Annotated in this window: 25 protein-coding genes; 16 read left to right on the top strand and 9 right to left on the bottom strand. The window is 70.3% G+C overall.

Annotation, left to right across the window (positions count from 1 at the left end; translation table 11 throughout):
* The 11 genes from NS331_RS09260 to NS331_RS09210 all read left to right on the top strand — a co-directional run.
* On the top strand, positions 1-667 hold a 667-nt coding region (locus tag NS331_RS09260), incomplete at its 5' end, for a flagellar basal body P-ring protein FlgI (RefSeq protein WP_193758067.1).
* Between the two features lie 13 nt (positions 668-680).
* Positions 681-1,535, top strand: a complete 855-nt coding sequence (flgJ, locus tag NS331_RS09255) for a flagellar assembly peptidoglycan hydrolase FlgJ (RefSeq protein ID WP_058641719.1) — start codon at positions 681-683, stop codon at positions 1,533-1,535.
* Positions 1,532-3,415 (top strand): flagellar hook-associated protein FlgK, encoded by a 1,884-nt coding sequence (gene flgK, locus NS331_RS09250; RefSeq protein ID WP_058641718.1) that lies wholly within the window; start codon positions 1,532-1,534, stop codon positions 3,413-3,415. Before flgJ ends, flgK begins: the two co-directional genes overlap by 4 nt.
* A gap of 189 nt (positions 3,416-3,604) precedes the next feature.
* On the top strand, positions 3,605-4,801 hold the full coding sequence (gene flgL / locus NS331_RS09245) for a flagellar hook-associated protein FlgL (protein WP_058641717.1): 1,197 nt from the start codon (positions 3,605-3,607) through the stop codon (positions 4,799-4,801).
* 8 nt (positions 4,802-4,809) lie between these two features.
* Positions 4,810-6,459, top strand: a complete 1,650-nt coding sequence (locus NS331_RS09240; protein ID WP_058641716.1) for an O-linked N-acetylglucosamine transferase, SPINDLY family protein — start codon at positions 4,810-4,812, stop codon at positions 6,457-6,459.
* Between the two features lie 136 nt (positions 6,460-6,595).
* Positions 6,596-7,837, top strand: a complete 1,242-nt coding sequence (locus NS331_RS09235) for an HDOD domain-containing protein (RefSeq protein ID WP_058641715.1) — start codon at positions 6,596-6,598, stop codon at positions 7,835-7,837.
* A 20-nt stretch (positions 7,838-7,857) separates the two neighbouring features.
* Positions 7,858-9,531 carry an O-linked N-acetylglucosamine transferase, SPINDLY family protein gene (locus NS331_RS09230; protein WP_058641714.1) on the top strand — a complete coding sequence of 558 codons (1,674 nt, stop codon included), beginning with the start codon at positions 7,858-7,860 and terminating at the stop codon, positions 9,529-9,531.
* Entirely contained in the window at positions 9,528-10,811 is a 1,284-nt protein-coding gene (locus NS331_RS09225; RefSeq protein WP_242873701.1) for a DegT/DnrJ/EryC1/StrS family aminotransferase, read from the top strand. The genes NS331_RS09230 and NS331_RS09225 overlap by 4 nt, the downstream gene beginning before the upstream one ends.
* A gap of 16 nt (positions 10,812-10,827) precedes the next feature.
* Positions 10,828-11,457: a PglD-related sugar-binding protein gene (locus tag NS331_RS09220; RefSeq protein ID WP_058641713.1), complete on the top strand. Its 630-nt coding sequence runs from the start codon at positions 10,828-10,830 to the stop codon at positions 11,455-11,457.
* An 8-nt stretch (positions 11,458-11,465) separates the two neighbouring features.
* A complete protein-coding gene (locus tag NS331_RS09215) occupies positions 11,466-12,572 on the top strand; it encodes an aromatic ring-hydroxylating oxygenase subunit alpha (RefSeq protein WP_058641712.1) in 1,107 nt (368 codons plus the stop codon).
* A complete protein-coding gene (locus tag NS331_RS09210; RefSeq protein WP_058641711.1) occupies positions 12,569-13,213 on the top strand; it encodes an LbetaH domain-containing protein in 645 nt (214 codons plus the stop codon). The genes NS331_RS09215 and NS331_RS09210 overlap by 4 nt, the downstream gene beginning before the upstream one ends.
* Positions 13,214-13,248: 35 nt before the next feature.
* Here the strand turns inward: NS331_RS09210 and NS331_RS09205 are convergent, their stop codons facing one another.
* The 9 genes from NS331_RS09205 to ettA form a co-directional block, all read right to left on the bottom strand.
* Positions 13,249-13,878: an LbetaH domain-containing protein gene (locus NS331_RS09205; RefSeq protein ID WP_058641710.1), complete on the bottom strand. Its 630-nt coding sequence runs from the start codon at positions 13,876-13,878 to the stop codon at positions 13,249-13,251.
* 4 nt (positions 13,879-13,882) lie between these two features.
* Positions 13,883-14,848, bottom strand: a complete 966-nt coding sequence (locus NS331_RS09200) for a hypothetical protein (protein WP_058641709.1) — start codon at positions 14,846-14,848, stop codon at positions 13,883-13,885.
* 4 nt (positions 14,849-14,852) lie between these two features.
* Positions 14,853-15,512: a class I SAM-dependent methyltransferase gene (locus tag NS331_RS09195; RefSeq protein WP_058641708.1), complete on the bottom strand. Its 660-nt coding sequence runs from the start codon at positions 15,510-15,512 to the stop codon at positions 14,853-14,855.
* 24 nt (positions 15,513-15,536) lie between these two features.
* Positions 15,537-16,682 (bottom strand): aromatic ring-hydroxylating oxygenase subunit alpha, encoded by a 1,146-nt coding sequence (locus NS331_RS09190; RefSeq protein ID WP_058641707.1) that lies wholly within the window; start codon positions 16,680-16,682, stop codon positions 15,537-15,539.
* Positions 16,683-16,714: 32 nt separating this feature from the next.
* A complete protein-coding gene (locus tag NS331_RS09185) occupies positions 16,715-17,449 on the bottom strand; it encodes an SDR family NAD(P)-dependent oxidoreductase (RefSeq protein WP_058641706.1) in 735 nt (244 codons plus the stop codon).
* A complete protein-coding gene (locus NS331_RS09180; protein WP_058641705.1) occupies positions 17,446-18,213 on the bottom strand; it encodes an SDR family NAD(P)-dependent oxidoreductase in 768 nt (255 codons plus the stop codon). The genes NS331_RS09185 and NS331_RS09180 overlap by 4 nt, the downstream gene beginning before the upstream one ends.
* Positions 18,210-19,247 (bottom strand): ketoacyl-ACP synthase III, encoded by a 1,038-nt coding sequence (locus NS331_RS09175; protein WP_058641704.1) that lies wholly within the window; start codon positions 19,245-19,247, stop codon positions 18,210-18,212. Before NS331_RS09175 ends, NS331_RS09180 begins: the two co-directional genes overlap by 4 nt.
* Before the next feature lie 2 nt (positions 19,248-19,249).
* On the bottom strand, positions 19,250-19,474 hold the full coding sequence (locus NS331_RS09170) for an acyl carrier protein (RefSeq protein ID WP_058641703.1): 225 nt from the start codon (positions 19,472-19,474) through the stop codon (positions 19,250-19,252).
* Between the two features lie 243 nt (positions 19,475-19,717).
* Complete coding sequence (gene ettA, locus NS331_RS09165) at positions 19,718-21,379, bottom strand: energy-dependent translational throttle protein EttA (protein ID WP_058641702.1); 1,662 nt, start codon at positions 21,377-21,379, stop codon at positions 19,718-19,720.
* A 324-nt stretch (positions 21,380-21,703) separates the two neighbouring features.
* On the opposite strand from ettA, the gene NS331_RS09160 reads away from it, so the two are divergent.
* The 5 genes from NS331_RS09160 to NS331_RS09140 all read left to right on the top strand — a co-directional run.
* Entirely contained in the window at positions 21,704-23,494 is a 1,791-nt protein-coding gene (locus tag NS331_RS09160; protein WP_058641701.1) for a DEAD/DEAH box helicase, read from the top strand.
* Between the two features lie 143 nt (positions 23,495-23,637).
* Positions 23,638-24,117 carry a MarR family winged helix-turn-helix transcriptional regulator gene (locus NS331_RS09155; RefSeq protein WP_058641700.1) on the top strand — a complete coding sequence of 160 codons (480 nt, stop codon included), beginning with the start codon at positions 23,638-23,640 and terminating at the stop codon, positions 24,115-24,117.
* Between the two features lie 2 nt (positions 24,118-24,119).
* Entirely contained in the window at positions 24,120-24,803 is a 684-nt protein-coding gene (locus NS331_RS09150; RefSeq protein ID WP_082702353.1) for a GNAT family N-acetyltransferase, read from the top strand.
* A gap of 231 nt (positions 24,804-25,034) precedes the next feature.
* Positions 25,035-26,282, top strand: coding sequence for an MFS transporter (locus NS331_RS09145; protein ID WP_058641698.1), 1,248 nt, complete (start codon positions 25,035-25,037; stop codon positions 26,280-26,282).
* Positions 26,283-26,362: 80 nt separating this feature from the next.
* Positions 26,363-26,584 (top strand): class II aldolase/adducin family protein (locus tag NS331_RS09140; protein WP_193758066.1); only part of this gene is annotated, 222 nt, incomplete at its 3' end.

Raw genomic sequence — 26,584 nt, 5'->3', positions numbered from 1 at the left:
GGGCGGCGCCGGCGCCGCGGCGGCCGGCAGCAAGGTGCAGATCAACCACCTGAGCGCGGGCCGCGTGCCCGAGGGCGCGCAGGTGGAACGGGCCGTGCCCACGCCACTGCTCGACGGCAACAGCATCAACCTGGGCCTGAACGCGGCCGACTTCCAGACCGCCAGCCGCGTGGCCGACGCCATCAACCGCCGCATGGGCAGCGGCATGGCGCGCGCCATGGACGGCCGCACGGTGCAGGTGCGCGCTCCCGGCGACGCCGACGCCCGCGTGAGCTTCATCGCCCAGCTCGAGGAGATCACGCTGGAACAGGCGGCACCGGCCGCCAAGGTGGTGATCAACGCGCGCACCGGCTCCATCGTGCTCAACGAGGCCGTGACGCTCAACCCCTGCGCCATCGCCCACGGCAACCTGTCGGTCACCATCAGTTCGCAGCCGGTGGTGAGCCAGCCGGCGCCGCTGTCGGGCGGCCAGACGGTGGTGGGCGAGCAGGCCTCGATCCAGATCAAGCAGGAGCCGGGCATCCTGTACCAGGTGCCGGCCTCGCCCAAGCTGGCGGACGTGGTGCGCGCGCTCAACGCGCTGGGCGCCACGCCGCAGGACATGCTGGCCATCCTGCAGGCCATCAAGGCCTCCGGCGCGCTGAACGCCGAGCTCGAAGTCATCTGAAGGCGGCATCGCGATGAGCCTCGGCGTCTCCACCTCGAACGGCCTGGCCGCGGATGCGCGCTCGCTGGACGCGCTGAAGTACGCCAACAGCAGCGACCCCAAGGCGGTGCGCGAGGCCGCCAAGCAGTTCGAATCGCTCTTCATGCGCGAGCTCATCAAGAGCATGCGCGAGGCCTCCACCAAGTCGGGCCTGCTCGACAGCGACGGCGAGAAGCTGGGCACCGACCTGCTCGACCAGCAGCTGGCGGTGCAGATGTCCGGCCGCCCCGGCGGCCTGTCGGACGCCATCGCCCGCCAGCTGTCGCAGCAGATCCAGGGCCAGCAGGCGCCCTCCACCATCTCGCTGGCCGGCATGGGCGGCATCGGCAAGGCCCGCGCGCCGGCCACCGCCAGCCAGAGCGACTTCGTGGCCCGCCACCAGGACGCGGCCGAGCGCGTGGCGCAGGATTCCGGCATTCCGGCCGCCTTCATGATGGGCCAGGCCGGCCACGAGACCGGCTGGGGCCGCCGCGAGATCCGCAATGCCGACGGCAGCAGCGCGCACAACCTGTTCGGCATCAAGGCCACGGCCGGCTGGACGGGCAAGGTGGCCACGGTGACGACCACCGAGTACATCAACGGCGAGGCGCGCAAGGTCAAGGCCAAGTTCCGCGCCTACGACTCCTACGAGGAGTCCTTCCGCGACTACGCACGGCTGATCGGCGAGAACCCGCGCTATGCGCAGGCCCGCGCCAGCACCCATTCGTCCCACGCCTACGCCGCGCACCTGCAGAAGGCCGGCTATGCCACCGACCCGGCCTATGCCCGCAAGCTCGGCCGCGCCATCGACGCCACCCTGGCCGCCCAGCAGCGCCTGCAAAGCACATGAGCGGCCTTCTCAACACCGGTCTGAGCGCCCTGCTGGCCAACCAGGCCGCGCTCACCACCACCGGCAACAACGTCGCCAATGCGGGCAGCGTGTCGTACTCGCGCCAGTCGGTGGTGCAGCAGCAGGCCATCGGCACGCCGTCGGACGGCGGCTACCTGGGCAACGGCGTGCGCGTGGTCGCCATCGACCGCGCCTACAACGGCTACCTGACGCGGCAGGCCAACCAGGCCTCGGCCGTGTCGGCGGCGGACCAGGCGCGGGCCAACCAGTTCACCTCCATCGAGCCGCTGTTCCAGACGGGGGCCAGCGGCCTGGGCTCGGCGATGAACTCGCTGCTCAACGCCTTCACCGACGTCTCGCGCGCGCCCACCGACCTGTCGGCGCGCACCGTGGTGCTGACGCAGGCCGGCGCGCTGGCCTCGCGCTTCACCAGCACGCAGCAGCAGCTCAACGAAAGCGCCAAGGCCACGGTGGAGCAGCTGGGCACGGCCGTCAACACCATCAACCAGCTGGCCGAGTCCATCGGCAAGATCAATTCGCAGATCCAGCGCGCCAAAGGTGCCGGCCAGCCGCCCAACGACCTGCTGGACGAGCGCGACCGGCTGATCGGCCAGCTCAACGGCCAGGTGCAGACCGCCACCATCGAGGCCGACGACGGCAGCCTGTCGGTGTTCGTCGGCAACCAGGCGCTGGTGCTGGGCAGCGTCACCGCCAACGTGGCGGTGGGCACCACGGCCAACGGCACCACCACGCTCAACATCTCGCGCGGCGCGGTCACCGCCCGGCTGGACGCCGACACGCTGGGCGGGGGCGCCGTGGCCGGCCAGCTGCGCTTTCTGAACGAAGACCTGCCCGACACCCGCAACCAGCTCGGCCGCCTGGCGGTGGTGCTCACCTCGACGGTGAACACCCAGCATTCGCTGGGCGTGGGCCTGAACGGCGAGACGGGCAACAAGCTCTTCGGCACCATCCCGATGCCGGATTCGATCCCGGCCAGCGGCAACACCGGCAACGCGGTGATCGGCAGCGCCGTGTCGGACGTGTCGTCGCTGATCGCCAGCGCCTATGCGGTGACCGTCCAGTCCGACGGCAGCTACCAGGTGCGGCGCATGTCGGACAACGCGGTCACGTCCTTCGCCACCATGCCGGCGCAGCTGGACGGGCTGACGTTCAACCTCAAGTCGGGCGCCGGCGCGCCGGGCGACGTCTACCGCATCGCCCCCTTCGACGATGCCGCCGGCCTGGTGTCGGTGGGACTGGGCTCGGCCAGCGCGGTGGCGGCGGCCAGCCCGGTGCAGGCCAGCACCGGCTCGGACAACCAGGGCAGCCTGTCGGTGTCGGGCGTGTACGCCTATGCGCAGGACGCCAACCTCACCGCCACGGCCACGCTCACCTTCAACGCGGACGGCACCTACAACATCACCGGCCCGGGCACCGGCAACCTGAGCAACCAGCCGTACAACGTGGGCGAGCCGCTCAAGTTCAACGGCTGGTCGCTGACGCTGACCGGCCTGCCCAAGCCGGGCGACACGGTGAAGGTGGAGGCGGCCTCGGCCTCGATGACGGCGCTCAACGCCGGCAACGCGAAGGCCATGCAGGGCCTGGCGGACGAGAAGGTGATCGACGGCTCGCCGCTGTCCGACGGCTACGCCGGCCTGCTGGCCCGCGTGGGCGTGCGCGCCGAGAGCGCCAAGTATTCGGCCAAGGTGTCCTCGGCCATCGCCACCAGCGCCGAGACCTCGCGAGCCAACAGCTCGGGCGTGAACCTGGACGAGGAGGCTGCCAAGCTGCTGGGCTACCAGCAGGCCTACCAGGCGGCGGCGCGGGTGATCCAGATCTCGCAGAACATCTTCGACGCGCTTCTGAGCAATTTGAAGTGAAACACCCCCCATGCCGCTTCGCGACTCCCCCCTCTCTGGCGCCTTCGGCTTGGAGGGGGGCGCACCCGGAGGCCTGGCAAAGCCAGTTCCTCGGGTGCCGTGGCGTGGCCTGCTCCGCGGCCCTTCGAACGTCGTCGCTGCGCCGGTTTCATGCGAAGCGGGCGGCATGCAGCGCCGTGGAGAACTGAGATGACGATAGAACGGATTTCGACGCCCAACCTGCGCGAGACGTCCATCCAACTGCTGGCGGACCGGCAGGCGCAGATCGCGCGGCTGCAGCAGCAGATGAGCACGGGCAAGAAGATCAACAGCCTGAGCGACGATCCGCTGGGCGCTGCCCAGGCCGAACGCGCCACCACCCGCATGGCGCGGCTCGACGCCCAGCAGCGGGCGCTGGAGTCGCAGACCACCTCGATGACCTCGGCGGAATCGACGCTGGGCGACGCCATGACGGCCCTGCAGTCCTTCCGCACGCTGCTGGTGCAGGCGGGCGGCGGCTCCATCACGCCGACCGACCGCAAGTCCATCGCGACGCAGATGGCGGCGCTGCGCGACCAGCTGCTGTCCTATGCCAACGCCACCAATTCCGACGGCATTCCCCTGTTCGGCGGCCTGGGCAGCGCCTCGCGGCCCTTCTCGGACGTGGCCGGCAACGTCATCTACCAGGGCATGACGGGCCAGGCCTCGGCCACCGACACCAGTGTGCCCGGCGGGCTCGACGGCTTCGCCACCTGGATGGACGTGCCCACCGGCAACGGCGTGTTCCAGGTCGCGCAGACGGGCACCAGCACGGGCGTGCGCACCGACACCGGCAAGGTGATCGACCCGGGCGCCGTCACCGGCCACAACTACGAAGTGCGCTTCGCCGTGGCCGGGGACGGCAGCGCCACCTACGACATCGTGGACACCACCTCGGGCAGCGCGGTGGTCAGCGGCGCGGCCTACAAGAGCGGCCAGACGATGAGCTTCGACGGCCTGTCCTTCACGCCGGTCGGCACGCCCACCAACGGCGACAAGCTGTCGGTGACGCCGTCCACCCGTGCCAGCGTGTTCTCGGTGCTCGACCAGGCCATCGCCGGCGTGGCCAGCGCCGACAACGGCAAAGCGGGCCACAACGTGTCGCTCGGCCTGGCGCAGGTGGACGCGAGCATGGACGCCATCTCCGCCGCCCGCAGCCAGGCGGGCCAGCTGCTCAACCGCGCCGACACCATCGGCTCGCGCCTGACCACCACCAGCGACCAGCTGGACAAGGTGCGCGCCAACGCCGAGGAGGTGGACCCGGCCAAGGTGCTGTCGGACATCTCCAGCCAGAACACGCTCTATTCAGCGGCGCTGGGCACCTATGCCCAGATCCAGAAGCTGTCGCTGTTCAACTACCTCGGCTGAGCCGCCGCATGTCCGCCACCGCTGCCATCGCCGAAGCCGCCGCACCCACCGCCCGCGAGGCCTTCGAACGGGCCCGCGAGGCGGTCGACCGTGCGCTGGCCGAGGTGGACGCGCACCGGCTGCAGGCGGCGCTGCAGCATTTCTCCGTGGCCATCGGGCATGACCCGAAGCACGTGGACGCCTGGCTGCACATGGGCCGCACCTTCCTGCGGCTGGAGAACTGGGCCAATGCCGCGATGTGCCTGGAGACCACGCTGGCCCTGCAGCCCGGCCATGCCTGGGGCCAGCACGGGCTGGCCTTCGCCCACTACAACAGCGGCCGGCGCGACGAGGCGCTGGCGCTGATCGACGCAGTGTGCGCGCGCACCCACGATTCGGCGATGTGGCAGATGCGGGCCTACATGCACAGCCATGCGGGCAACGATGCGCAGCGCGCGCTGGCGGTCTACCGGGACTGGGGCGCGCGCTTCGCCGACCCGCTCACCCGTGCGGCGGCGCCGCTGGTGGTGCGCGACCGGCGGCCGGACCGGCGGCTCCGGGTGGGCTACGTGTCGGGCGACCTGCGGCGGCATTCCATCGCCTTCTTCATGGCGCCGGTGTTCGGGCACCACGACGCGTCGCAGGTGGAGGTGCATGCCTATTCGGTCGGTCCGCAGGACGAATACACCGAAGCGCTCAAGACCGACGTGCCGCACTGGCACGACGTGCGCGGCCTGGACGACGAGGCGCTCACCGCCCTGATCCGCTCCCACGGCATCGACGTGCTGGTCGACCTCTCCGGCCACACCGAGGACAACCGCCTGCTCGTCTTCGCCCGCCGCGCCGCGCCCGTGCAGGTCACCTGGCTCGGCTTCATGCATCCCCTGGGCATGAAGGCCATGGACTACCGCATCGTCGATGCCGCCATCGCCCCGCCCGGCCACGAGGCCTTCTACAGCGAACGGCTCTTCCGCGTGCCCTGCATGGCCAGCTACACGCCCCCGCCCTACGCACCCCTGTGCCAAGCGCCGCCGATGCTGCGCAAGGGCCACCCCACCCTCATCTCCCTGAACAACTCCGCCAAGATCACCGACGCCATGCTGGCGCTGTGGGCCCGCATCCTGGCCGCGCGGCCCGAGGCGCAGCTCATCGTCATGGTCAAGGAGCGCACGCCCGAGGCCGCCCAGGCCGCCATGCAGGCCCGCGTGGAGGCCGCCGGCCTGCCGCTGGAGCGCACCTTCGTCATGCACCAGCAACCGCTGGAGCAGTTCATGGAGCTGGGCCACGTCGCCGACCTGGCGCTGGACACGGCACCGATTTCCGGCGGCACCACCACCTTGCATGCCCTGTGGATGGGCCTGCCGGTCATCGCCATGGACGGCGAGCGCGGTGTCGATGCCTGCACCGCCCGCACGCTGCAGGGCCTGGGCCTGCACGAGGACGTGGCCACCGACGAGGACGGCTACGTCGCCGCCGCGCTGCGCCGCCTGGACGATCCCGACGGGCTGCTGCGCTTCAGGCAGGAGGCCCGCGCACGCATGCTCGCCGGCCCGCTCATGGACTACGCCGCCCGCACCCGCGAGCTGGAGCAGGCCTTCCGATCGATGTGGCTCAACTGGCTGGAGGGATCGCCGCGCCGGCTCGACCTGGACACGGCCACGGCCGTTGTTGCTGCATGAGCACCCGCTGCAAAAGGGGCTGCGCAGCGGCCTGCCGAGCCGATACCATGGACGCCCGGCCTGCCGCGCCCGCTGCGGGCCGCCGTCCCTCTTCAACTTCCCCGGCCAGGGCCGTCCGGCGCCCTGCCCTTGCATCGTGGCCCAATCCGTCCTCGGCAGCCTGACCCTCTGCTACCAACTCCTGTGGAACCGCAGGCGCGAGCTTGCCGGCATCCGGCTGCTCGCCTACGAAGACGGCGAGCAGGCCGACGGCGGCCACCTGCTGCGCACGCTCACCGAGATGTGGACGGCCGAGTCGCCCACGCTGCTGGTGGCGCCGCGCTCGCCGCGCCTGCTGGCCGGCATGCTCGAGCATGCGGACGGCGAGTCGCCCATGATCGAGGTGCCGGTCGACTGGCTCGACCCGCACGAACTGCGCGAGAGCGCGCAGGCCGCGCGCGAACGCGGCGCCGTGCTCATCGCGGCCAGCGGCCCCGGCCGCCGCCGGCCCGACTTTCCCGGCCGCAGCTCGCCGCGCACCATGGAGCTGCAGGTGGACGATGCCGCCGCCGCCCTGCAGGCCGTGCTGCGCGCCCGCGAGATCGACCCGCGCCAGCCCGGCCAGCGCATCGCCGCGCAGGCGCAGCTGGCCGCCAGCCCCATCGAACCTGACCAGATCGTCGTCGGCGCCGCCAGCATGGCGCTGGTCGAGCATGCGCTGGACCAGCGCTCGGCCTGGGCCGTGGCCGGCTGGCCCATCGAGGACGTGCTCCACCGCAACAAGGGTCAGCCCCTGCCGCCCACCCGCCGCGCCGTGGTGCGCACCATGCAGGCGCTGGAATCCGAACAGACGCTGGACGAGCTGGAACTGCAGTTCGGCCAGGAGCCGGCGCTGGCCTACCGCCTGCTCCTGCATCTCAACTCCGCCGGCCTGGGCCTGCGCCGGCGCATCAGTTCGCTGCGCCACGGCGTGATGATGCTGGGCTACCGCACGCTCGACACCTGGCTGGCCGAGCAGCTGCCCCACACCAGCGACGACCGCAACCTGCTGCCCGCCAACACCACGATGGTGCTGCGTGCCCACCTCACCTCGCAGCTCATGGAAGCCGGCGTGGAGGAAGAGCTGCGCCGCGAGGTCTACCTGTGCGGCCTGTTCGCCCAGCTCGACCTGGTGATGGACGAACCCATGCGCGTGTCGGTCAGCCGCGTGTCGCTGCCCGACCGCGTGGTCGAGGCCATCCTGCGCGGCAGCGGCGCCTATGCCAGCGTGCTGCAGGTGGCCCAGGCCCTGGGCCAGGACAACCCGGCCGTGGTGCGCGCCACCCGCGCCCGCTTCGACATGGGCGCGGAGGAGATCAACCGCTCCCTGCTGCGCACCCTGGCCTTCGCCATCACCTGACACCCGAAACGCTGCCGACGATGTCCGTTGCCCTGCCCCGCCCCGCGAGCCTCCTCCAGCCGGAGGCGGCGGCATCGTCCATCGATTCCGCCCTCGCCCGGGGCCGCCAGGCCTTCAAGGCCCGCGACCTGGACACCGCCATGCGGCTGTTCGCGCAGGCCATCGGCGACGACCCGCGCTCCGCCCAGGCCTGGATGCACCTGGGCTACACCTTCGTGCAATTGCAGAACTGGACGAACGCGGTCGAGGCCTTCGAGACCTCGCTCACGCTCGACCCCGCCGGCGAATGGGCCCAGAACGGCCTGGCCTTCGCCCTCTTCAACGTCGGCCAGCAGCCGCGCGCGCTGGAACTCATCGACACGGTGTGCCGCCACCATGCGATCGGCGCGATGTGGCAGCTGCGCGGCTTCATGCACAGCCAGGCCGGCAGCGATCCCGCGCACACCCTGTCGGTGTACCGCGACTGGGGCCGGCGCTTCGCCGACCCGCTCACGCGCGCTGCCGCGCCGCTGGTGGTGCGCGACCGGCGGCCGGACCGGCGGCTCAGGCTGGGCTACGTGTCGGGCGACCTGTGCAGCCATTCGGTGGCCTTCTTCATGGCGCCGGTGTTCGAGCACCACGACCCGGCCCAGGTGGAGGTCCACGTCTACTCGGTCTGCCAGCCCGACGACGTCACCGCCGCCATGCAGCGGCACGTGCCGCACTGGCACGACGTGCGCGGCCTGGACGACGCGGCGCTCACGGCCCTGATCCGCTCGCACGGCATCGACGTGCTGGTGGACCTCTCCGGCCACACCGAGGACAACCGCCTGCTCGTCTTCGCCCGCCGCGCCGCCCCCGTGCAGGTCACCTGGCTCGGCTTCATGCACCCCCTGGGCATGAAGGCCATGGACTACCGCATCGTCGATGCCGCCATCGCCCCGCCCGGCCACGAGGCCTTCTACAGCGAACGGCTCTTCCGCGTGCCCTGCATGGCCAGCTACACGCCCCCGCCCTACGCACCCCTGTGCGAGGCGCCGCCGATGCTGCGCAAGGGCCATCCCACCCTCATCTCGCTGAACAACTCCGCCAAGATCACCGACGCCATGCTGGCGCTGTGGGCCCGCATCCTGGCCGCGCGGCCCGCGGCGCAATTGATCGTCATGGTCAAGGAGCGCACGCCCGAGGCCGCCCAGGCCGCCATGCAGGCCCGCGTGGAGGCCGCCGGCCTGCCGCTGGAGCGCACCTTCGTCATGCACCAGCAGCCGCTGGAGCAGTTCATGGAGCTGGGCCACGTCGCCGACCTGGCCCTGGACACCGCCCCCATCTCCGGCGGCACCACCACGCTGCATGCCCTGTGGATGGGCCTGCCGGTCATCGCCATGGACGGCGAGCGCGGCGTCGATGCCGGCAGCGCCCGCACCCTGCAGGGCCTGGGCCTGCACGAGGACGTGGCCACCGACGAGGACGGCTACCTGGCCGCCGTGCTGCGCCGCCTGGACGATCCCGATGGGCTGCTGCGCTTCAGGCAGGAGGCCCGCGCGCGCATGCTCGCCGGCCCGCTCATGGACTATGCCGCCCGCACCCGCGAGCTGGAGCAGGCCTTCCGATTGATGTGGCTCAACTGGCTGGAGGGAACCCCGCGATGGCTCGACCTGTCCGACGCCGCCCGCTGCGCGATCGCAGCACCGACCGACGCCGCGCAGCCGGCATGAAGGTCCGCCTGGCCGCTCAGCAGAACGATGCCCGCACCGGCGGCGATGCCGGCGCGGCTTCCTCCTCGTTCCTGGCAGCATCCGCGCTGACGGAAAGCGCTGCCGCCGGCCGGCCTGCCGCCGCACGCCCGGCCGAGCCGACCGCCGAGCTGCCGTGGGTGCCCCTGCTCGTGCCCGACATGCCGCCGCCGGCGCGGCTCATGCCCTACCTCACGCGCATGCACGAGGCGCGGCACTACTCCAACTTCGGCCCCCTGGTGCGCACGCTGGAGGCCGCCATGGCCGAGCGCTTCGGCATCGGCGGCGAGGGCGTGGCCACGGTGGCCAACGCCACCCAGGGCCTGGAACTGGTGCTGCGCGCCCTGCGGCTGCCGGCCGGCGCCCGCGTGCTGGTGCCCACCTTCACCTTCGCCGCCACCGCCACCGCGGTGGTCAGCGCCGGCCTGACGCCGGTGCTGGCTGACGTCGATGCGGCCCGCTGGCAACTGACGCCCGAGATCGCGCAGCAGGCCATCCAGGCCACGCCCGTGCAGGCCGTGCTCACCGTCGCCACCTTCGGCATGCCGCACGACACGGCGGCCTGGCTGGACTTCGAGCGCCGCACCGGCCTGCCGGTGGTCATCGATGCCGCGGCCGCCTTCGGCCGCCAGTGGCTGGCGGACGGCCAGGGCACCTTCGTGTTCAGCCTGCACACCACCAAGAGCCTGCCCGCCGGCGAAGGCGGACTGGTGGTGTCCAGCCGGCCGGGCCTGGCGGCCGAGGTGCGCCAGCGTTCCAACTTCGGCATCAACCTCGATCCGCAGGCGGCGCTGCCGCCCGGCGCCCTGGCCACCGCCGGCACCAACGCCAAGATGAGCGAGTTCCACGCCGCCGTGGCCCTGGCCTCGCTGGACGTGTGGGACGCGCATGCCCGCGAACGCCAGGCCCTGCAGGCCGCGCTGATGCACGGCATCGACGACGCCACCGGCGGTACCGTCGCCTGGCAGGCCGCCAGCGGCGGCGGCGACCGGCTGGCGCCCACCTCGCTGTGCCTGCGCGTGCGCGACGGCGCGGCGCGCGACCGGCTCGAACAGGCCTGCGCCGCCGCGCGCATCGTCACCCGCCGCTGGTACCAGCCGCTGCTGCACGACATGCCCGCGCTGCAGCCGGTGTGCGAGCCGCTGGCCGTGCCCCGCGCGCGAGAGCTGGCGCAGACGGTGCTGGGCCTGCCCTTCTTCCTCGGCATGACCGCGGCGCAGCAGCAGCGGCTGATCCAGGCCTGCGCCGACGCGCTGCGCTGATCGCTTCTTCGCCTCCATGAAAGACGTCTACATCATCAACGCCGGCGGCTTCGGCCGGAACATGGCTTCCGTCGCCCGCTCGGACTCCGCGCACGGCACCGAATGGGTGGTGCGCGGCTTCCTCGACAACCGGCCCGGCCTGCCGCGGGTGGCCGACCTGCCGATCGTGGGAGATCCCGCGAGCTTCCGCTGGGAGCCCCACCAGATCCTGGTGTGCGCGCTGGGCGATCCGGCGCAGCGCCGCCGCTACGCCGAGCCGCTGCTGGCGCAGGGCGCCGACTTCATGAACCTGATGCCCAAGCTGCACCGCAGCGACCGGGTCGGCATGGGCGTTGGCTGCCTCTTCGAGCACCATGTTTCGATCGGCGCCGACGCGCAGCTGGGCAGCTTCGTGATCGTGCTGGCCAACACCATCGTCGGCTACGACGTGCACGTGGGCTCGTACACCACCATCGGCAGCTTCGTGTTCATCGGCGGCGGCGCGCAGATCGGCGAGAACGTCACCATCCATCCGCACGCCACCATCCTGCCCGACGTGAAGGTGGGCGATGGCGCGACGATCGGTGCCGGCAGCGTGGTGATCGGCAACGTGGCGCCGGGCACCACCGTGTTCGGCAACCCGGCCAAGCGCTTCAGCTTCCGCTAGTGCCCACCATGTATCCGGGCCTGCCCCAGCGCGACTACATCGACCCGGCCGTCTTTACCCTGGAGCAGGCGCGCATCTTCCGCCGGCTGTGGATCTTCGCCGGCCTGCGCACGCTGCTGGCCGAGCCCGACAGCTTCCTGACCCGCACCATCGGCGGCGTGCCGGTGCTGGTGCAGAACCTCGAAGGCCGGATCAAGGCCTTCCGCAACCAGTGCCCGCACCGCCAGGCGCCGCTGCAGACCGAGGCCTACGGCAGCCGCACGCTGGTCTGCGGCTACCACGGCTGGCGCTTCGATGCCGAGGGCCGCGTGCGCAGCATTCCCGGCGAAGACCGGCTCTACCACTATCCCGCGGCCGAACGCGAACGGCTGTGCCTGGACGAGTTCGCCGTCGAATGCATCGGCAACCTGGTGTTCGTCAACCTCGACCCGGCACCGCTGCCCATCGAGGAGCAGTTCAGCGACGAACTGCGCGCCTCGCTGGCCGCGATCAGCGGCCACTTCGGCACGCAGGCCATCCATGCCCGCATGCCCTCGGCGTACAACTGGAAGCTCAACTTCGAGAACGTGCTCGACTTCAACCACGTGCCTTTCGTGCATCCGCGCAGCTTCCGGCCGCTGATGGCCAAGGGCGCCGCCAACGATCCGCGGGTGCCGGCCGACGAGCCGCCGGTCACGGCGGCGCACCTGCGCGAGCTGAGCTATGCCAGCGAGACGCCGCTGCAGATCCAGCCCTGGCCCTGGCATGCGCAGGTGGCGCGCTTCGGCGACGCGGACGTCTACTACAACCACTTCCTCTATCCGAACGTCAACTTCATCTCGGTGGGCGGCTACGTCTTCCTGGTGCAGCAGTTCGACCCCGTGGCGCCGGACCGCACCGACGTGCACTTCACGCTGTGCACCGCGCGCGCCACGCAGCGCATCCCCGCGCTGCCGGCCATCCTGCGGGACCACCTCAGGAGCGAGAAGCAAGTGCTGGACGAGGACCGCGCGATTCTGGAAGCCATGCAGCGCGGCCTGCATGCCGACGGGCCGGTCGCACGCCACGGCGCCTACGAGGTGCAGCTGCGCCGCGTGGCCCTGGTGTACCGCCGGCTGATGGAGGCCCCGGCGTGAACGCCAACGCAAGCACCGCCGTGGCCCTGATCGGCGTCGGCCAGCTCTTCGACGCCATCGAGGCGCACTGGCCGCTGGTCGGTGAAGGCCGCCTGCTGCACACGCTTCGGCTGACCGCCACCGATGATGCGGGCGCGCAGACGGCGGCGCTGCTGGCCAGCGTCGACCCCACCCGCACGGCCTTCTTCGCCGCACTGGACAGCCAGGCCATCAACCATGCGCGGCTGGACGTGTATGCCACGGCCCGCCTGCGCGGCTTCCGCGCGGCCAGCGTGCGCCATCCCTCGGCCATCGTCGCGCCCGACGCTCGCATCGGCGAGAACTGCTGGATTGGCGCCGGCGCGCTGCTGGCCCGCGGCGTGCGCATCGGCCACAACACCATCGTGAGCGACGGCGTGCGGCTGGATGCGGGGGCACAACTGGGATCGCACGGCTGGGTGGGTGCCGGGGCCAGCGTGGGCGCCCGCACGCAGGTCGGGCCGCATGCGCTGATCGGCGCCGATGTCCGCCTGGCCGCGGACCTGCGCATCGGCCGGCACTGCGTGGTCGATGTGCCCGGCACCTATGCCGAATCGCTGGCGGACGGGACCTTCATCGATCCGCTGTTTCCCCTGCCGGTGCGGATCTACGACGGCGCCTGACCACGGTCAGCGCGCCCAGGCCGGGGGCCGACCCGTCAGCCCTCGTAGGTGAAGATCGGCGCGTCGTAGCGGCAATCGAAGATGGTCTTGGCTGCGACGTCCTGCCCATAGCGCTGCGGCCAGCCCAGCTCGCAGCTGCGCCCCACGCGAACCCCTGGCGCGACGATGACGCCACTGCGCAGCGTGCAATGCGCCCCGATGCGTGCACCATCGCCGACGACGACACCCGGCTCGAGCCAGCACGAGGGCCCGAGCACCACGCCACAGCCCAGCCGGACGCCCGGCAGCAGCGCGCTGTTGTAGCCGATGCGGCTGCCATGGCCGACGCTCGCCCCGGCCCCCACAAAGGCATTGGTTTCGACCCGCACCTCGGGCTCCACCCAGGCCTGCGGGCTGATGAAAGGCGGAAGCTTGAAGCCTCTTTCCAGCAACGCCGCCATCAACTCGAGCCGCTTGAAATTGCCGAAGCGCTCGTCGAATGCCGCGAAGGCACTGCCGGCAGCCGAATCGAGCGCATCGACGTCGGCGAAGTCGAATTCGTAGCCCGCCCCCTGCCGGATCGGCACACGGACGACCGGTCCGCCCGCCGCCACGCCGGCCCATCCATGGAAAGCCCGCTCCAGCTGGGCGCCCGCGCCCACGGCCCACTTGACAGCGCCACTCATCGCATCAGCACAGCACGGTGGCGATGAGGTGGTCGGTGACGATGTCCGGCTGTACCAGGCTCACGCGGAAGTCCTTGCCCGCCCAGTGGCTCGCCATGCGGTGGTAGTCGACCAGCGACCCGCGCAGGCGCACGACCACGGGCCCGGACGGCATGGCCACCCCAGTGCGCGACAGCAGCGCGTCGAGCGAATCGCTCAGATGCCATTCACCGGGCGCGGGCGGCTGCGCCGCTTCGTCGTCGATCACGACGAGCCGCTCGCCGAAACAGCAGACGTAGAAGCTGCCGCGCGGCCCCAGCGCGCGCCATTGCGACTGGGTTATGACGACGTCGCAGACATCGAGGCCGTGCCGCATCAGCCCGAGCAGGACGTCCAGGAACTGCGCGGCCGGGCCCAGAATCCGGCAGCGGGCCGGCGCCAGGGTGGTCCAGAGTTCCTGGACCGTGCGCAGCAAGGCCGCGTCCAGGGTGTCGTCCTGGTCGAAGTCCAGCAGCCGGTCCCAGTGGGACGACGCCAGGATGTCGTGGAGTTTCTGGGCCAGATGCCAGGACCGGATATCGGCAAACCTTCCCTCGATCATTCCCGGGAGCGGCTTGGCGGCCAGTGCGCGAATGTCGGCGCCTGAGACCGCCTCGAACGGCAGGCACCAGGTGTCGCCGGTGTCCTCGGCAATGAGGCGACTCACGAGCTGCGGGGCCGAGATGAGCGGCACGCCTTCCGCCTCGCACCATCGCGCGAAGACGTCGCGCAGGCTGCTGTTGTCCCGATGCATGCAGTCCACCAGCGGCCCGTCGAAGCGGGTGCGCCCATCGGCAAACTCGATCACGGGGATCCCTTCGATGCTCGGGGGCACGCGCTTGGGGTAGAGGATGCCGCCGACCTCGATACGCGAGGCATTGCGCTGCAGGAAGCGCTTGAAAACATTGAAGGCGGGGTTCTCCAGCGCCCAGCCTGCCGTGTAGATCTTCATGGCGTCACAGCTTCTCGAATTCGCAGAACAGGGTGTCGCCCTCGCCCACCGGCAGCGACCGCTCGCTGTCCAGCTGGTAGGGATAGAACAGCGCCGTCTTCCCGTCCTTTAGCACATGGCAGTTGGTGGAAACGGCCAGGACTTCCCGCAAGCCGCAGCGCGCCGCCATGGCACGCAGCTCTCCAATCACGAAATGCTTGTGGTGCCAGATGTAGCCGGTGTAGGGCATCACCGACTCGTCGGGCGCGGAGATGAACAGGCGACCGCCCCGCCGGACCGACTTGGCCAGCACATGGAAGAAGGCGTCGAAGGACTTGACGTGTTCCAACGACTCCATGCTCGCCACGTAGTCGAAGGCCTGCTCGGGCAGGTCGAAGGGAAAGGTCTTGGCGGCGTAGAGGATGCCCGGGTGCAGCACCTTGTCGTTCGCGTTCTGGATGGCTTCCGTCGAACCATCGATGCCGAGAACGAAGCCGTCCGTGCCTTCCGCCAGGATCTTCGAGCCATAGCCGGAGCCGCAGAAGACGTCCGCGCCGAAGGGCCGCGTCCCCAGGGCCTTGGCCCGGGAAGCGGCGTAGCGGTAGCGCCAGAGGTGATCGCCACCGATGAGGTCCGTGTCGAGCGTCGAGTAGCGCTCGCCGCTCTTGAGTGAATAGTCTTTCATGCGTCGGTTGGCCAATGTCCGTGCTCAGACGGACGAGGTTGTGTCCATAAGGGTGCAGTACCAGCGCTCCACCAGCCGGTTCATGCTCTCGTACGCCCCCTGGGTCGGCACGGGCGCCTCGGCATGCAGGCCCGCCTGCACCTGCGCCATGATCGCGACGTCTTCGCCGGTCACCACCTTGCTGCCGTGCATCTCCGCCAGCAGCACGGCATTGGAAAAGGCGAAGGGCTGCTTCTTGCGCGCGGTGAAGCGGTAGACCTCCATGTCCGTCACGCCGGGCGACACGGGCATGTGGTGCTCGATGGTGAAGGAATGGCCACCATTGGGGCTGGCGATGTGCAGGTTGGGATAGGCCAGCCAGTTGAAGTACGCGTCCTCGTCTCCCCAGCGCTCGACCAGGTCGTGCCAGCCGAAGCGCTGCATGCGGTCGATGGCGGTGTCGTAGCCGCCGTAGCTGAAGCGGCGCAGTTCCCGGCGCACCGCATCGGTGGACGTGTCGGGCAGCGCCTGCGTGCTTTCGGTGCCCTGCGCCACATCCACCGTCGGCCGGAAGTCGACGATCTTCGCCAGCGTCTTCGGATGCACGAAGCGCGGATGGTTGCCGTCGCGCAGGTTCTCGTACGCCAGCTTCCAGTTGTACTGGCCGCGCCAGGTCGTGACCATGACTTCGGTGTCGTAGGCCAGCGAGCTGCTTTCCAGCGAGGCAATGAATTCGGGCGAGAACTGTTCCTCGAAGGGCAGCGGCTGTGCATCGAGGTTGACGAACAGCAGGTTGCCCACTTCGCGCAGCGCGAACTGCCGCAGGCGCAGGCCGCACTTCTCTTCGGGCTCCAGGCGGTAGATGGTGTCCGCATCGGGCATGTGCGCGACCTCGCCCTCCTCGCCGTAGCGCCAGGCGTGGTAGCCGCACACCAGCGGCCGGCAGCCCACCGGTTCGGTCTGGATCAGGGCGCTGCGGTGCAGGCAGACGTTCTCGAAGGCCTTGAGCCGGCCGTTGAAGTTCTGGATGACCACCGGGACGCCCGCGATCTTGCGGGTGATGAAGCCGTGGTGGCGCATCAGCAGCGTCTTCAGGCCGGCGAAGACCCAGAGCTTGCGGAAGATCTTGCGCTGTTCGCGCTCGAAGATGGCGTCGTCCAGGTAGTACCTGGGATGCATGCGGGAGCGCATGGGTAGAGGGTGGGCCGCGGGTCGATGAAGGCTTACAGCACCACGCCGCCATCCATCACCAGGCTCGTGCCCGTGACCCAGCGGCTGGCGTCGGACAGCAGGTAGATGGCGGCGTTGGCCACGTCCTCAGGCGTACCCAGGCCGAGCGGATGACGGGCACGCTGGGCCTGCAGCGGTTCGGTCTGGTCGTGCTCGCCCCACATGGGCGTGGGCACGACCGAGGGCGAGATGCCGTTCACCCGCATGCCGTGCCTGCCCTGCTCCATGGCCATGCAGCGGATGAAGCCCAGCAACGCCGACTTCATCGCCGAGTAGGGACCGACCGCCGGCGTGCCGATGTGCGCCGAGGTGGACAGCATGAAGACCACCGATGCGCGGGCCTGCAGCTTGCGCTGCTGCAGCAGTTGCTGGGTCAGCATGACGGGCGCCAGAAAGTTGACCTCGTACATCTGCGTCATCAGCTTCTCGCTGAGCAGGCGCACGGGCGAAAGCATCTGGCGGCCGGCGCAGTGCACCACGCCGTCGAGCGCCGGGCCGGCGCGTACCAGCGCCTCGCGCTCCTCGGCGCGGGTCTGCTCGGCCACCAGGCTCTGATGGCCGGCGCCGGCAAGGGCGTCGAAGGTCTGGCCCAGGCGCGTCGCATCGCGGCCCGTCAGCATGAGCGTGGCGCCCCGGGCCGCGCACGAGATGGCGATCTGCCGGCCGAGGCCGGAGGAGGCACCGGTCACCAGGATGCGCTTGCCCTGCAGCGAGAACGGATCCGTCATGCGTAGATGTCCATGGGCACGGTGAGCCCGCCGTCGATGACGAAGTAGTTGCGCGTGATCCATCGGCTGGCGTCGGCCAGGTAGAACACGGCAGCGAGCGCTACGTCCTGCGGCTCGCCCATGCCCAGGGGCGCGAGCGCCGCATAGTCGTCGGTGTTCAGGCCGCCGGTGGCCAGGCCGTCGAGCATGGGCGTGCGCACATAGCCCGGCGCGATGCAGTTGACGCGGATGCCCTGCTTGGCCACTTCCAGGCCCAACGAACGCATGCAGCCGAGCAAGGCGGCCTTGCTGGCCGAATAGGCGCTGCTGGCCAGCGGGCCGACATGCGAGGCCACCGCCGAGACGAAAACGATCGAGCCCTTGGGCTGCAGCCTCCGGCGCGCCAGCAGCTCGCGGGTCAGCAGCATCGGCGCATACACGTTGTGGCCGAACATCTCGTCCAGATGGGCCTGCTTGAGCATGCGCAGCGGTACCAGGCGGGAGATGCCGGCCGCATGCACCACGCCGTCGATGGCGCCGCACTGCTCGGCCAGCGCCGTGAGCTGTTCGGGCACCGTCAGGTCGGCCACGCATTGGACGTGGCCCTCGCCCGCCAGCACGTCGGCCGTGGCTGCCAGCCGCGCCGCGTCGCGGCCGGTGAAGACCACCTGGGCGCCCTGCTGCGCGCAGGCGATGGCCGTCTGCCGGCCGATGCCCGACGACGCGCCCGTGACGAGGATGCGCTTGCCCGCGAGCGAGAAGGGATCGGCCGCGCCGGCGCTCATGCCTCGATCATCGGAATGAAGCGCGCGCCGTCCACCTCGAGCAGCACGGAGCCCCACGACAGGCCGATGCCGAAGCCGCTGAGCAGCATGCGCGCGCGGCCGCCGTCGAGCTGGTCGTGCAGGCGCGCGGTCATGGTCACCGGCAGCGAGGCGCCGCTCGTGTTGCCCAGGTCGTGCAGCGTGGACGGCACCTTCTCGGCCGGCAGGCCGAGCTTCTTGCGGATGGTCTCGTTGATCATCCGGTTGGCCTGGTGGAAGACGAAATGGTCCACGCCCGCCTTGTCGGCCTGGGCGTAGTCCAGCAGCCGCTCCACGGCCGGCGGCACGCGCTGGGTCGAGAAGCTCAGCACCGCGGGGCCGTCGAGGATCAGGTCCGCCGGCGTGCGCAGCATGCCGTGCTCGTCGCGCGTCGGAATGAGGTGCTCCACGCCGTAGGGCTCGCGGTGGCCGCCGGCGGGCAGCATGATGGCCCGGTAGCCGCTGCCGTCGCTGTTGAGGTCGAAATGCATTGGCGGCGCATCGGCCGAGAACTCCAGCGCCGTCGCGGTGCCGGCGTCGGAGAAGAGCGGATCGACCACCTTGGCCGACTTGTCGCCGACCAGCACCAGGCCCTTCCGGACGGCGCCGGCGGCGATCATGCTGCCGAGCATGTGCAGGCCGAAGGGGTAGCCGGAGCAGCCCAGGTTGACGTCGTAGGCGATGGTGGCGTGCGACAGGCCCAGGCGGTCCTGCAGGATGATGGCCGTGGCGGGAATCAGGTAGTCGGGCGACTGGGTCACCACGATCAGCGCGTCCACTTCCTCGCGCTTCCAGTCCAGGGCGTCGAGCAGCTTCTGCGTGGCCTCGAAGGCCAGATCCGAGAAGCACTGCCAGTCGGGGCAGATGCGCCGCGTCTGGATGCCGATGTTGCGCACCAGCCGCTCGCGCTCGGAGCGCATCGAGGGCGGGCAGTCCTCCAGGTTGGACAGCACCCGCCGCGGCACGCAGCTGGCCACGCCGGCCAGCCGCACGTGGTGAAGCGTGGACAGGCCCATGGTCAGCCGAGCAGCTTGTACAGGTCGGCGATGGTCACGCAGTTCTTCAGGTCGTCGCCGGTGATGGTCTTGCCGTATTCCACGTCGAACATCACGATCACGCCCAGGGCGGCCAGCGAGTCCCATTCGGGCAGGCTGCGCAGTTCGGTCTCGGGGGTCACGTCGACGGGCTCCTGGAAGTCCACGGCGGTCTGGAAGCTGTCGATGAATTGTTCGATGGTGGGCATGGGCATGGTCCGGAATCTGGCGCCGAGTATGGCGCGCCGGGCTCGGACTATATCGGCGAGTTCACCGTGTTTTACGGTTCAATTCCCGCGATCCACCGGGCCGCCGCCCCTCTGCGCGGCGTCCGCGCGTCCGGGACGCACGGCAAAAGGCCCGCGACGCCTGCCGGCGGCACGGGCCCTGGAGCCTGGTGGCAGCGATGCCGGCGCACCCGGGCGGCCCCGAAGCCGCCCGGTGCCGTGCGCTTACTTGAGCGCCTTGAAGCGCACCCGCTTCGGCGCCGCGCCCTCTTCGCCCAGGCGCTTCTTCTTGTCGGCCTCGTACTCCTGGTAGTTGCCGTCGAAGAACACCCACTGGCTGTCGCCTTCGGCGGCCAGGATGTGGGTGGCGATGCGGTCCAGGAACCAGCGGTCGTGGCTGATGACCAGCACGGTGCCGGCGTATTCCAGCAGGGCGTCTTCCAGGGCGCGCAGGGTTTCCACGTCCAGGTCGTTCGACGGCTCGTCCAGCAGCAGCACGTTGCCGCCCTGGATCAGCGTCTTGGCCAGGTGCAGGCGACCGCGTTCGCCGCCCGACAAGTTGCCGACCTTCTTCTGCTGGTCCTGGCCGTTGAAGTTGAAGCGGCCGGCATAGGCGCGGCTGGCCATCTGGAACTTGCCGACGTTGATGATGTCCAGGCCGCCCGAGATGTCTTCCCATACGGTGGCCTCGTTGGCCAGCGCGTCGCGCGACTGGTCCACGAAGGCCATCTTGACGGTCTGGCCGATCACCACCTCGCCGCTGTCGGGCTGCTCGCGGCCGGCGATCAGCTTGAACAGCGTCGATTTACCCGCACCGTTCGGGCCGATGATGCCGACGATGGCGCCGGCCGGCACGTTGAAGCTCAGGTCGTCGATCAGCACCCGGTCGCCGAAGCTCTTGCTGACGTTCTTGAACTCGATGACCTGGCTGCCCAGGCGGTCGGCCACGGGAATGAAGATTTCCTGCGTCTCGTTGCGGCGCTGGTATTCGTAGTCGCTCAGTTCCTCGAAGCGCTGGATGCGGGCCTTGCTCTTGGCCTGGCGGCCCTTGGCGTTCTGGCGCACCCATTCCAGCTCCTTCTTGAGGGCCTTGGCGCGGGCCTCTTCGCCCTTCTGCTCGGCCTCCAGGCGGGTCTGCTTCTGCAGCAGCCATTCGGAATAGTTGCCCTTGTAGGGAATGCCGCGACCGCGGTCCAGTTCCAGAATCCACTCGGCGGCGTTGTCGAGGAAGTAGCGGTCGTGGGTGATGGCCACCACGGTGCCGGTGAAGCGCTGCAGGAAGATTTCCAGCCACTCGACCGATTCGGCGTCCAGGTGGTTGGTGGGTTCGTCCAGCAGCAGCATGTCGGGCTTGGACAGCAGCAGCTGGCACAGGGCCACGCGGCGCTTCTCGCCACCGGAGAGCATGCCGACCTTGGCATCCCACGGCGGCAGGCGCAGCGCGTCGGCGGCAATCTCGATCTGGTGCTCGCTGTCCGTGCCTGCGGCGGCGATCACGGCCTCCAGCTCGCCCTGCTCGGCGGCCAGGGCGTCGAAGTCGGCGTCGGGCTCGGCGTAGGCGGCGTAGATCTCTTCGAGGCGCTTCTTGGCGTTGTTGACCTCGCTCATGGCCTCTTCGATGGCCTCGCGCACGGTGTGCTCGGGGTTGAGCTTGGGTTCCTGCTCCAGGTAGCCGATGGACAGGCCGGGCATCGGCAGGGCCTCGCCCTCGATCTCCTTGTCCACGCCGGCCATGATCTTCAGCAGCGAGGACTTGCCCGAGCCGTTGAGGCCGAGCACGCCGATCTTGGCGCCGGGAAAGAACGAAAGGGAGATGTCCTTCAAGATCTGCCGCTTGGGCGGCACGGTCTTGGAGACATGGTTCATGGTGTAGACGTACTGGGCCATGGCTTCTTGTCGGTGCTGATGGGGGGAGCGCGCTCGAATGTGCGTGGGGCCCGGGTGCCGGGCGAGCGCGAAAAGCGTCGATTATCCCTCGGCAAGCGCAAAGCGCCCCGCGAGGCCATGCAAGTCGTGCCACAATCGGGACGTTGCCGGGCACAGTCACCCGCAACACGGCTCTTCGCCGGGGACGACGGATCCGCATCCTTCCAGGCTCCCGCCTTCCATCCCTTTCCACCTCGACTGGCCCGGTTCGCGCCCAAGCAGCGCCATCGCGGCGGGTGGACACCAGAAGAACACCGCGCCGTGCATGGCGCCCGTTAACACTGAATGAACTTCGACGAACTGAAGCTGGCCCCGGCCATCCTCAAGGCCGTGCGCGAGCAAGGCTACGAAACCCCCACCCCCATCCAGGCCCAGGCCATCCCGGCCGTCCTCGAGGGCCATGACCTCCTCGCCGGCGCGCAGACCGGCACCGGCAAGACCGCCGCCTTCACCCTGCCGCTGCTGGACAAGCTGTCCAAGGGCCAGGGCAAGACCAACAAGTTCGGCAAGGACGGCATTGCCGCCCTGGTGCTGACCCCCACGCGCGAGCTCGCCGCCCAGGTCGAGGAATCCGTGCGCACCTACGGCAAGTACCTGCCGCTGACTTCCACCGTCATCTTCGGCGGCGTGGGCATGAACCCGCAGATCGACCGCATCAAGCGCGGCGTGGACATCCTGGTGGCCACGCCCGGCCGCCTGCTGGACCTGCAGCAGCAGGGCCACCTGGACCTGTCCACCGTGGAAATCCTCGTGCTGGACGAAGCCGACCGCATGCTGGACATGGGCTTCATCCACGACGTGAAGAAGGTGCTGGCGCTGGTGCCCAAGGACAAGCAGAGCCTGCTGTTCTCGGCCACCTTCAGCGACGAGATCCGCGAGCTGGCCAACGGCCTGCTGCGCAATCCGCAGAGCATCCAGGTCACGCCGCGCAACACCACGGTGCAGCGCATCACGCAGGTGGTCCATCCGGTGGGCCGCGCCAAGAAGAAGCAGCTGCTGGCCCACATCATCCAGCAGCACGACTGGAGCCAGGTGCTGGTGTTCACGCGCACCAAGTTCGGCGCCAACCACGTGGCCGAATTCCTGGAAAAGAACGGCATCACCGCCATGGCGCTGCACGGCAACAAGAGCCAGAGCGCCCGCACGCAGGCGCTGGCCGGCTTCAAGAGCGGCGAGATCCGCGCCCTGGTGGCCACCGACATCGCCGCGCGCGGCATCGACATCGACGACCTGCCGCACGTGGTGAACTACGAGATCCCCAACGTGCCCGAGGACTACGTCCACCGCATCGGCCGCACCGGCCGCGCGGGCAAGGAAGGCCAGGCCGTGAGCCTGGTCTGCCTGGACGAGGAAGGCTTCATGCAGGAGATCGAGCGCTTCACCAAGCAGCAGATCCCCACCCAGACGCTGGAAGGCTTCGGTCCCGACGAAGGCGAGATCGCCGAGCCCATCGCCATGGGCCGCCAGACCCTGTGGGGCGGCGCCGGCAAGCCGCCGAGCCGTGACGTCATGGCCGCCGCGGCCCGTGCCGCACGCCAGGAAATGATGACCCGCATCCGCGACAACAAGGCGGGCCAGGGCGAGCGCGGCGGCCAGAAGAAGGCCGGCGGTGCGCCGCAGGGTCAGGGCGGCCGCGGCCAGCAGCAACAGCCGCGCGCCGGCGGCCCGTCCGGCGGCGGCAACGGCGGCGGTGGCCAGCGCCCCCCGCGCCAGAACGGCCCCAAGCGCCACCATGGCGGCGCGGGCGGCCACGGCGGCGGCAACGCGCCGGCGCATGCCCTGTACGAGGACCGGCCGGAGCGCCAGCCCAAGCACTACGGCAACACCACCAGCCCCTCGCATGCGGACGTGGTGGCACATCGCCGCGCCGAAGCCTATGGTGGCCCGGCAGGCCAGCCCGATCCGCTGCGCACCAGCGTGGAGGCCACCTTCGGCCGCGGCCGCCGCAATGGCGGCGGGGGCGGCGGCGGCAATGGCGGCGGCGGTGGCGGCAACCGCCGTCGTGGCGGCGGTGGCGGTGGCGGCTACTCGGGCGGTGGCGGCGGTGGCTACTCCGGCGGCGGCAAGCGCTACTGAACACGAATCTTGGCAGGTGTGCCGGCTCGCGCCGCCCCTGCTTCGGCAAAGCGGCCTGCGGGCCGCTTTTTCTTTGGCGCCGCGTTGACGCTGCCGAGGCATTTGCATAGCATGATATGCAACTACGCTGCCATGGGGTCGACATGATCGAGGACGTCGTCAAGGAACTGGGCCATCTCACGCTCGGCACGCGCCTGAAGCGCACCGGCGAGCTGTTGCAGGCGCAGACGCAGGCCGTGCTGGCCAGCCACGGCTTCGACCAGCCGGCCGCCCACTTCCCGCTGCTCGCGGCGCTGGACCGGCTGGGCGCCCTGAGCGTGGGCGAACTGAGCCAGGCGGTGGGCGTGAGCCAGCCCGTGGTGACCCGTTCGCTCAAGGGGCTGGAAGACGACGGCCTGGTGCAATCCGCCCCCGGCGAGGAGGACCGCCGCGTCCGGCGCGTGGCGCTCAGCCGCAAGGGCCGCGGCCTGGTGCAGCGCGCCCGGCGCGACGCCTGGCCCGCCATCGAAGCGGCGGTCGCCCAGGCCTGCGCCCGCACCCGCGGCGACCTGCTGTCCCAACTCGCGGCACTCGAGGATGCGCTGGCCAGCGCGCCGCTGCTGCAGCGCGTGCAGGAGGGCTGAACATGTCCGCACTCGACCGGCCGGTCTGGGCCACCCTGCAGCACCAGGCCCACTGGCGCGTGGGCCAACGCGGCGCCGCGCTCGCCTGGCGCTTCCGGCCCGACATCCACGGCTTCGCCGCAACTGCCGACGAAAGCCCCGAGAGCCTGGCGGCCCTGGCCGGCCTGCTCGCGCCCGGCGGCGACAGCGTGTACCTGCTGCAGGTGCCGCCCATCGCCGTCGCGGCCGACCTGGAGGTGGTGAAGGCGGCCAGCGGCGTGCAGATGGTGGCCACGCGGCCCCTGCCGCCCGACGACGATGTGGTGGTGCTGGGCGATGCCGATGCCGCCGAGATGCTGGCCCTGGCGCGGCTGACCGAGCCCGGCCCCTTCTTCTCGCGCACGCACACCATGGGCCGCTTCATCGGCGTGCGCATCGAAGGCCGCCTGGCCGCGATGGCGGGGGAACGCATGCGCTTCCCCGGGCACGTGGAGATCAGTGCCGTCTGCACGCATCCGGACTTCCGTGGCCAGGGCCTGGCGCGCCGGCTGTCGGCCGCCGTCGCCGCCGACATCCAGCGGCGCGGCGACCTGCCCTTCCTGCATGCGTGGACCACCAACACCGCCGCCATCGCCCTCTACGAAGGCCTGGGCTTCGTCGTCCGCACGCCGGTTCACGTGGCGGTGCTGCGGCGCCGGCCTGCGTGACCGCCGGCGCATCCGGCCGCCGCGGCCACTGAACAGAGACCTTCGCGGGCAAGCGGGCCCGACCGGCGCGCATCCTTAGGCCAGGCTTAAGCGGCCCGCCAGACGGCCGCGTCCGACTGGCATCGCCCGCGGCATCGGCCTAGAGTGGGTCCACGCTGCACACCGACACCGGCGGTTCGTCCTCCTGGGTGCCAGGCGCAACGCTTGCACACAACCCAAGGAGAACGAGCCATGACCTGGACCCGCGAGCAGATCCACGTGACCGCCGCCAGCTACCTCGGCTGGACGCTGGACGCCTTCGATTTCTTCCTGATGGTCTTCATCCTGAAGGACATCGCATCGGCCTTCCACACGCCCATCGAGTCGGTGGCGCTGGCCATCACGCTGACCCTGGCGATGCGCCCGGTGGGCGCGCTGATCTTCGGCCGCCTGGCCGACCGCTATGGCCGCCGCCCGACGATGATGATCAACATCCTCTGCTACGCGGTGCTGGAGCTGCTGTCGGGCTTCTCGCCCAACCTGGCGACGCTGATCGTGCTGCGCGCGCTGTTCGGCATCGCCATGGGCGGCGAGTGGGGCGTGGGCTCGGCGCTGACCATGGAAACGGTCCCGGCGCGTGCCCGCGGCTTCGTCTCGGGGCTGTTGCAGGCGGGCTACCCGACGGGCTTCCTGCTCGCGTCGCTGGTGTTCGGCCTGCTGTACGAGCACATCGGCTGGCGCGGCATGTTCTTCGTCGGCATCGCACCGGCGCTCCTGGTGGTCTATGTGCGTTCGCACGTGCCCGAGTCGCCGGCCTGGAAGCGGATGGCCACGCAGCCGCGGCCCAGCCTGTGGGCGGGCCTGCGGCAGCAGTGGAAGCTGGCCGTCTATGCCATCGTGCTGATGACCGCCTTCAACTTCTTCTCGCACGGCACGCAGGACCTGTACCCCACCTTCCTGCGCGTGCAGCATGGCTTCGACGCGCACACGGTGGCCTGGGTCACGGTGGTGCTGAACATTGGCGCCATCGTCGGCGGGCTGGCCTGCGGCACGCTGTCGGAGCGCATCGGCCGGCGCTGGGCCATCTTCGGCGCCGCGCTGTTCGCGCTGCCGGTCATCCCACTCTGGGCCTATTCGCACACCGCCGCCGGCCTGGCGGCCGGGGCCTTCCTGATGCAGATCGCGGTGCAGGGGGCCTGGGGCGTGATCCCGGTGCACCTGAACGAAATCTCGCCGCCCGAGCTGCGCGCCACCTTCCCGGGCCTGGTCTACCAGCTGGGCAACCTGCTGGCCTCGGTCAACGCGACGATGCAGGCAGGCATCGCCACCGCCCACGGCAACGACTACGGCTTCGCCATGGCGGTGGTGGCCGGCACGGTGGCGGTGGTGATCGCGGGGCTGATCCTGTTCAGCCGCGAGCACCGAGGCGTGGACATGGCGGCGGGCATGGTGGCGGCACCGTCGCAGCCGGTGGGTGCACCGGTGCTGGCGCATCGCTGAGGGAGGCAGCCGCGCGGGATGGAGCGGGCCACAATCGCCCGCTCCGCCGCAAACGCGGCGCCCGTCCGCCCTCACGCCCCATGACCCACGACGCCTCCACCGACTTCCACAGCCCCGCCGTCCGCCGCCTGCGCGAGGACCTGGCCCTCGCCCTGCGCGCCGCCGCCCACCATGGCCTGGGCGAAGGCGTCTGCAACCACTTCAGCGTGATGCTGCCGGGCGAACCGGCCCGCTACCTCATCAACCCGCGCGGCCTGCACTGGAGCGAGGTGGGCGCGGACGACGTGGTGATGATCGACGTC

The organism is Pseudacidovorax intermedius (assembly GCF_001476815.1).
Lineage (GTDB): Bacteria > Pseudomonadota > Gammaproteobacteria > Burkholderiales > Burkholderiaceae_C > Xenophilus > Xenophilus intermedius_A.
Note: the sequence above shows the minus strand (reverse complement) of the source record. Positions and strands in the feature narration are given on the sequence as shown.

Coding starts and splice junctions, on each gene's coding strand:
- NS331_RS09200 (WP_058641709.1), bottom strand. CDS start 14,848: ATGAAGATCTACACGGCAGGCTGGGCGCTGGAGAACCCCGCCTTCAAT.
- NS331_RS09170 (WP_058641703.1), bottom strand. CDS start 19,474: ATGCCCACCATCGAACAATTCATCGACAGCTTCCAGACCGCCGTGGAC.
- NS331_RS09195 (WP_058641708.1), bottom strand. CDS start 15,512: ATGAAAGACTATTCACTCAAGAGCGGCGAGCGCTACTCGACGCTCGAC.
- NS331_RS09180 (WP_058641705.1), bottom strand. CDS start 18,213: ATGAGCGCCGGCGCGGCCGATCCCTTCTCGCTCGCGGGCAAGCGCATC.
- NS331_RS09175 (WP_058641704.1), bottom strand. CDS start 19,247: ATGGGCCTGTCCACGCTTCACCACGTGCGGCTGGCCGGCGTGGCCAGC.
- NS331_RS09155 (WP_058641700.1), top strand. CDS start 23,638: ATGATCGAGGACGTCGTCAAGGAACTGGGCCATCTCACGCTCGGCACG.
- NS331_RS09190 (WP_058641707.1), bottom strand. CDS start 16,682: ATGCGCTCCCGCATGCATCCCAGGTACTACCTGGACGACGCCATCTTC.
- NS331_RS09150 (WP_082702353.1), top strand. CDS start 24,120: ATGTCCGCACTCGACCGGCCGGTCTGGGCCACCCTGCAGCACCAGGCC.
- NS331_RS09205 (WP_058641710.1), bottom strand. CDS start 13,878: ATGAGTGGCGCTGTCAAGTGGGCCGTGGGCGCGGGCGCCCAGCTGGAG.
- flgJ (WP_058641719.1), top strand. CDS start 681: ATGAGCCTCGGCGTCTCCACCTCGAACGGCCTGGCCGCGGATGCGCGC.
- NS331_RS09220 (WP_058641713.1), top strand. CDS start 10,828: ATGAAAGACGTCTACATCATCAACGCCGGCGGCTTCGGCCGGAACATG.
- NS331_RS09215 (WP_058641712.1), top strand. CDS start 11,466: ATGTATCCGGGCCTGCCCCAGCGCGACTACATCGACCCGGCCGTCTTT.
- NS331_RS09145 (WP_058641698.1), top strand. CDS start 25,035: ATGACCTGGACCCGCGAGCAGATCCACGTGACCGCCGCCAGCTACCTC.
- flgK (WP_058641718.1), top strand. CDS start 1,532: ATGAGCGGCCTTCTCAACACCGGTCTGAGCGCCCTGCTGGCCAACCAG.
- NS331_RS09225 (WP_242873701.1), top strand. CDS start 9,528: ATGAAGGTCCGCCTGGCCGCTCAGCAGAACGATGCCCGCACCGGCGGC.
- flgL (WP_058641717.1), top strand. CDS start 3,605: ATGACGATAGAACGGATTTCGACGCCCAACCTGCGCGAGACGTCCATC.
- NS331_RS09160 (WP_058641701.1), top strand. CDS start 21,704: ATGAACTTCGACGAACTGAAGCTGGCCCCGGCCATCCTCAAGGCCGTG.
- NS331_RS09230 (WP_058641714.1), top strand. CDS start 7,858: ATGTCCGTTGCCCTGCCCCGCCCCGCGAGCCTCCTCCAGCCGGAGGCG.
- NS331_RS09185 (WP_058641706.1), bottom strand. CDS start 17,449: ATGACGGATCCGTTCTCGCTGCAGGGCAAGCGCATCCTGGTGACCGGT.
- NS331_RS09240 (WP_058641716.1), top strand. CDS start 4,810: ATGTCCGCCACCGCTGCCATCGCCGAAGCCGCCGCACCCACCGCCCGC.
- ettA (WP_058641702.1), bottom strand. CDS start 21,379: ATGGCCCAGTACGTCTACACCATGAACCATGTCTCCAAGACCGTGCCG.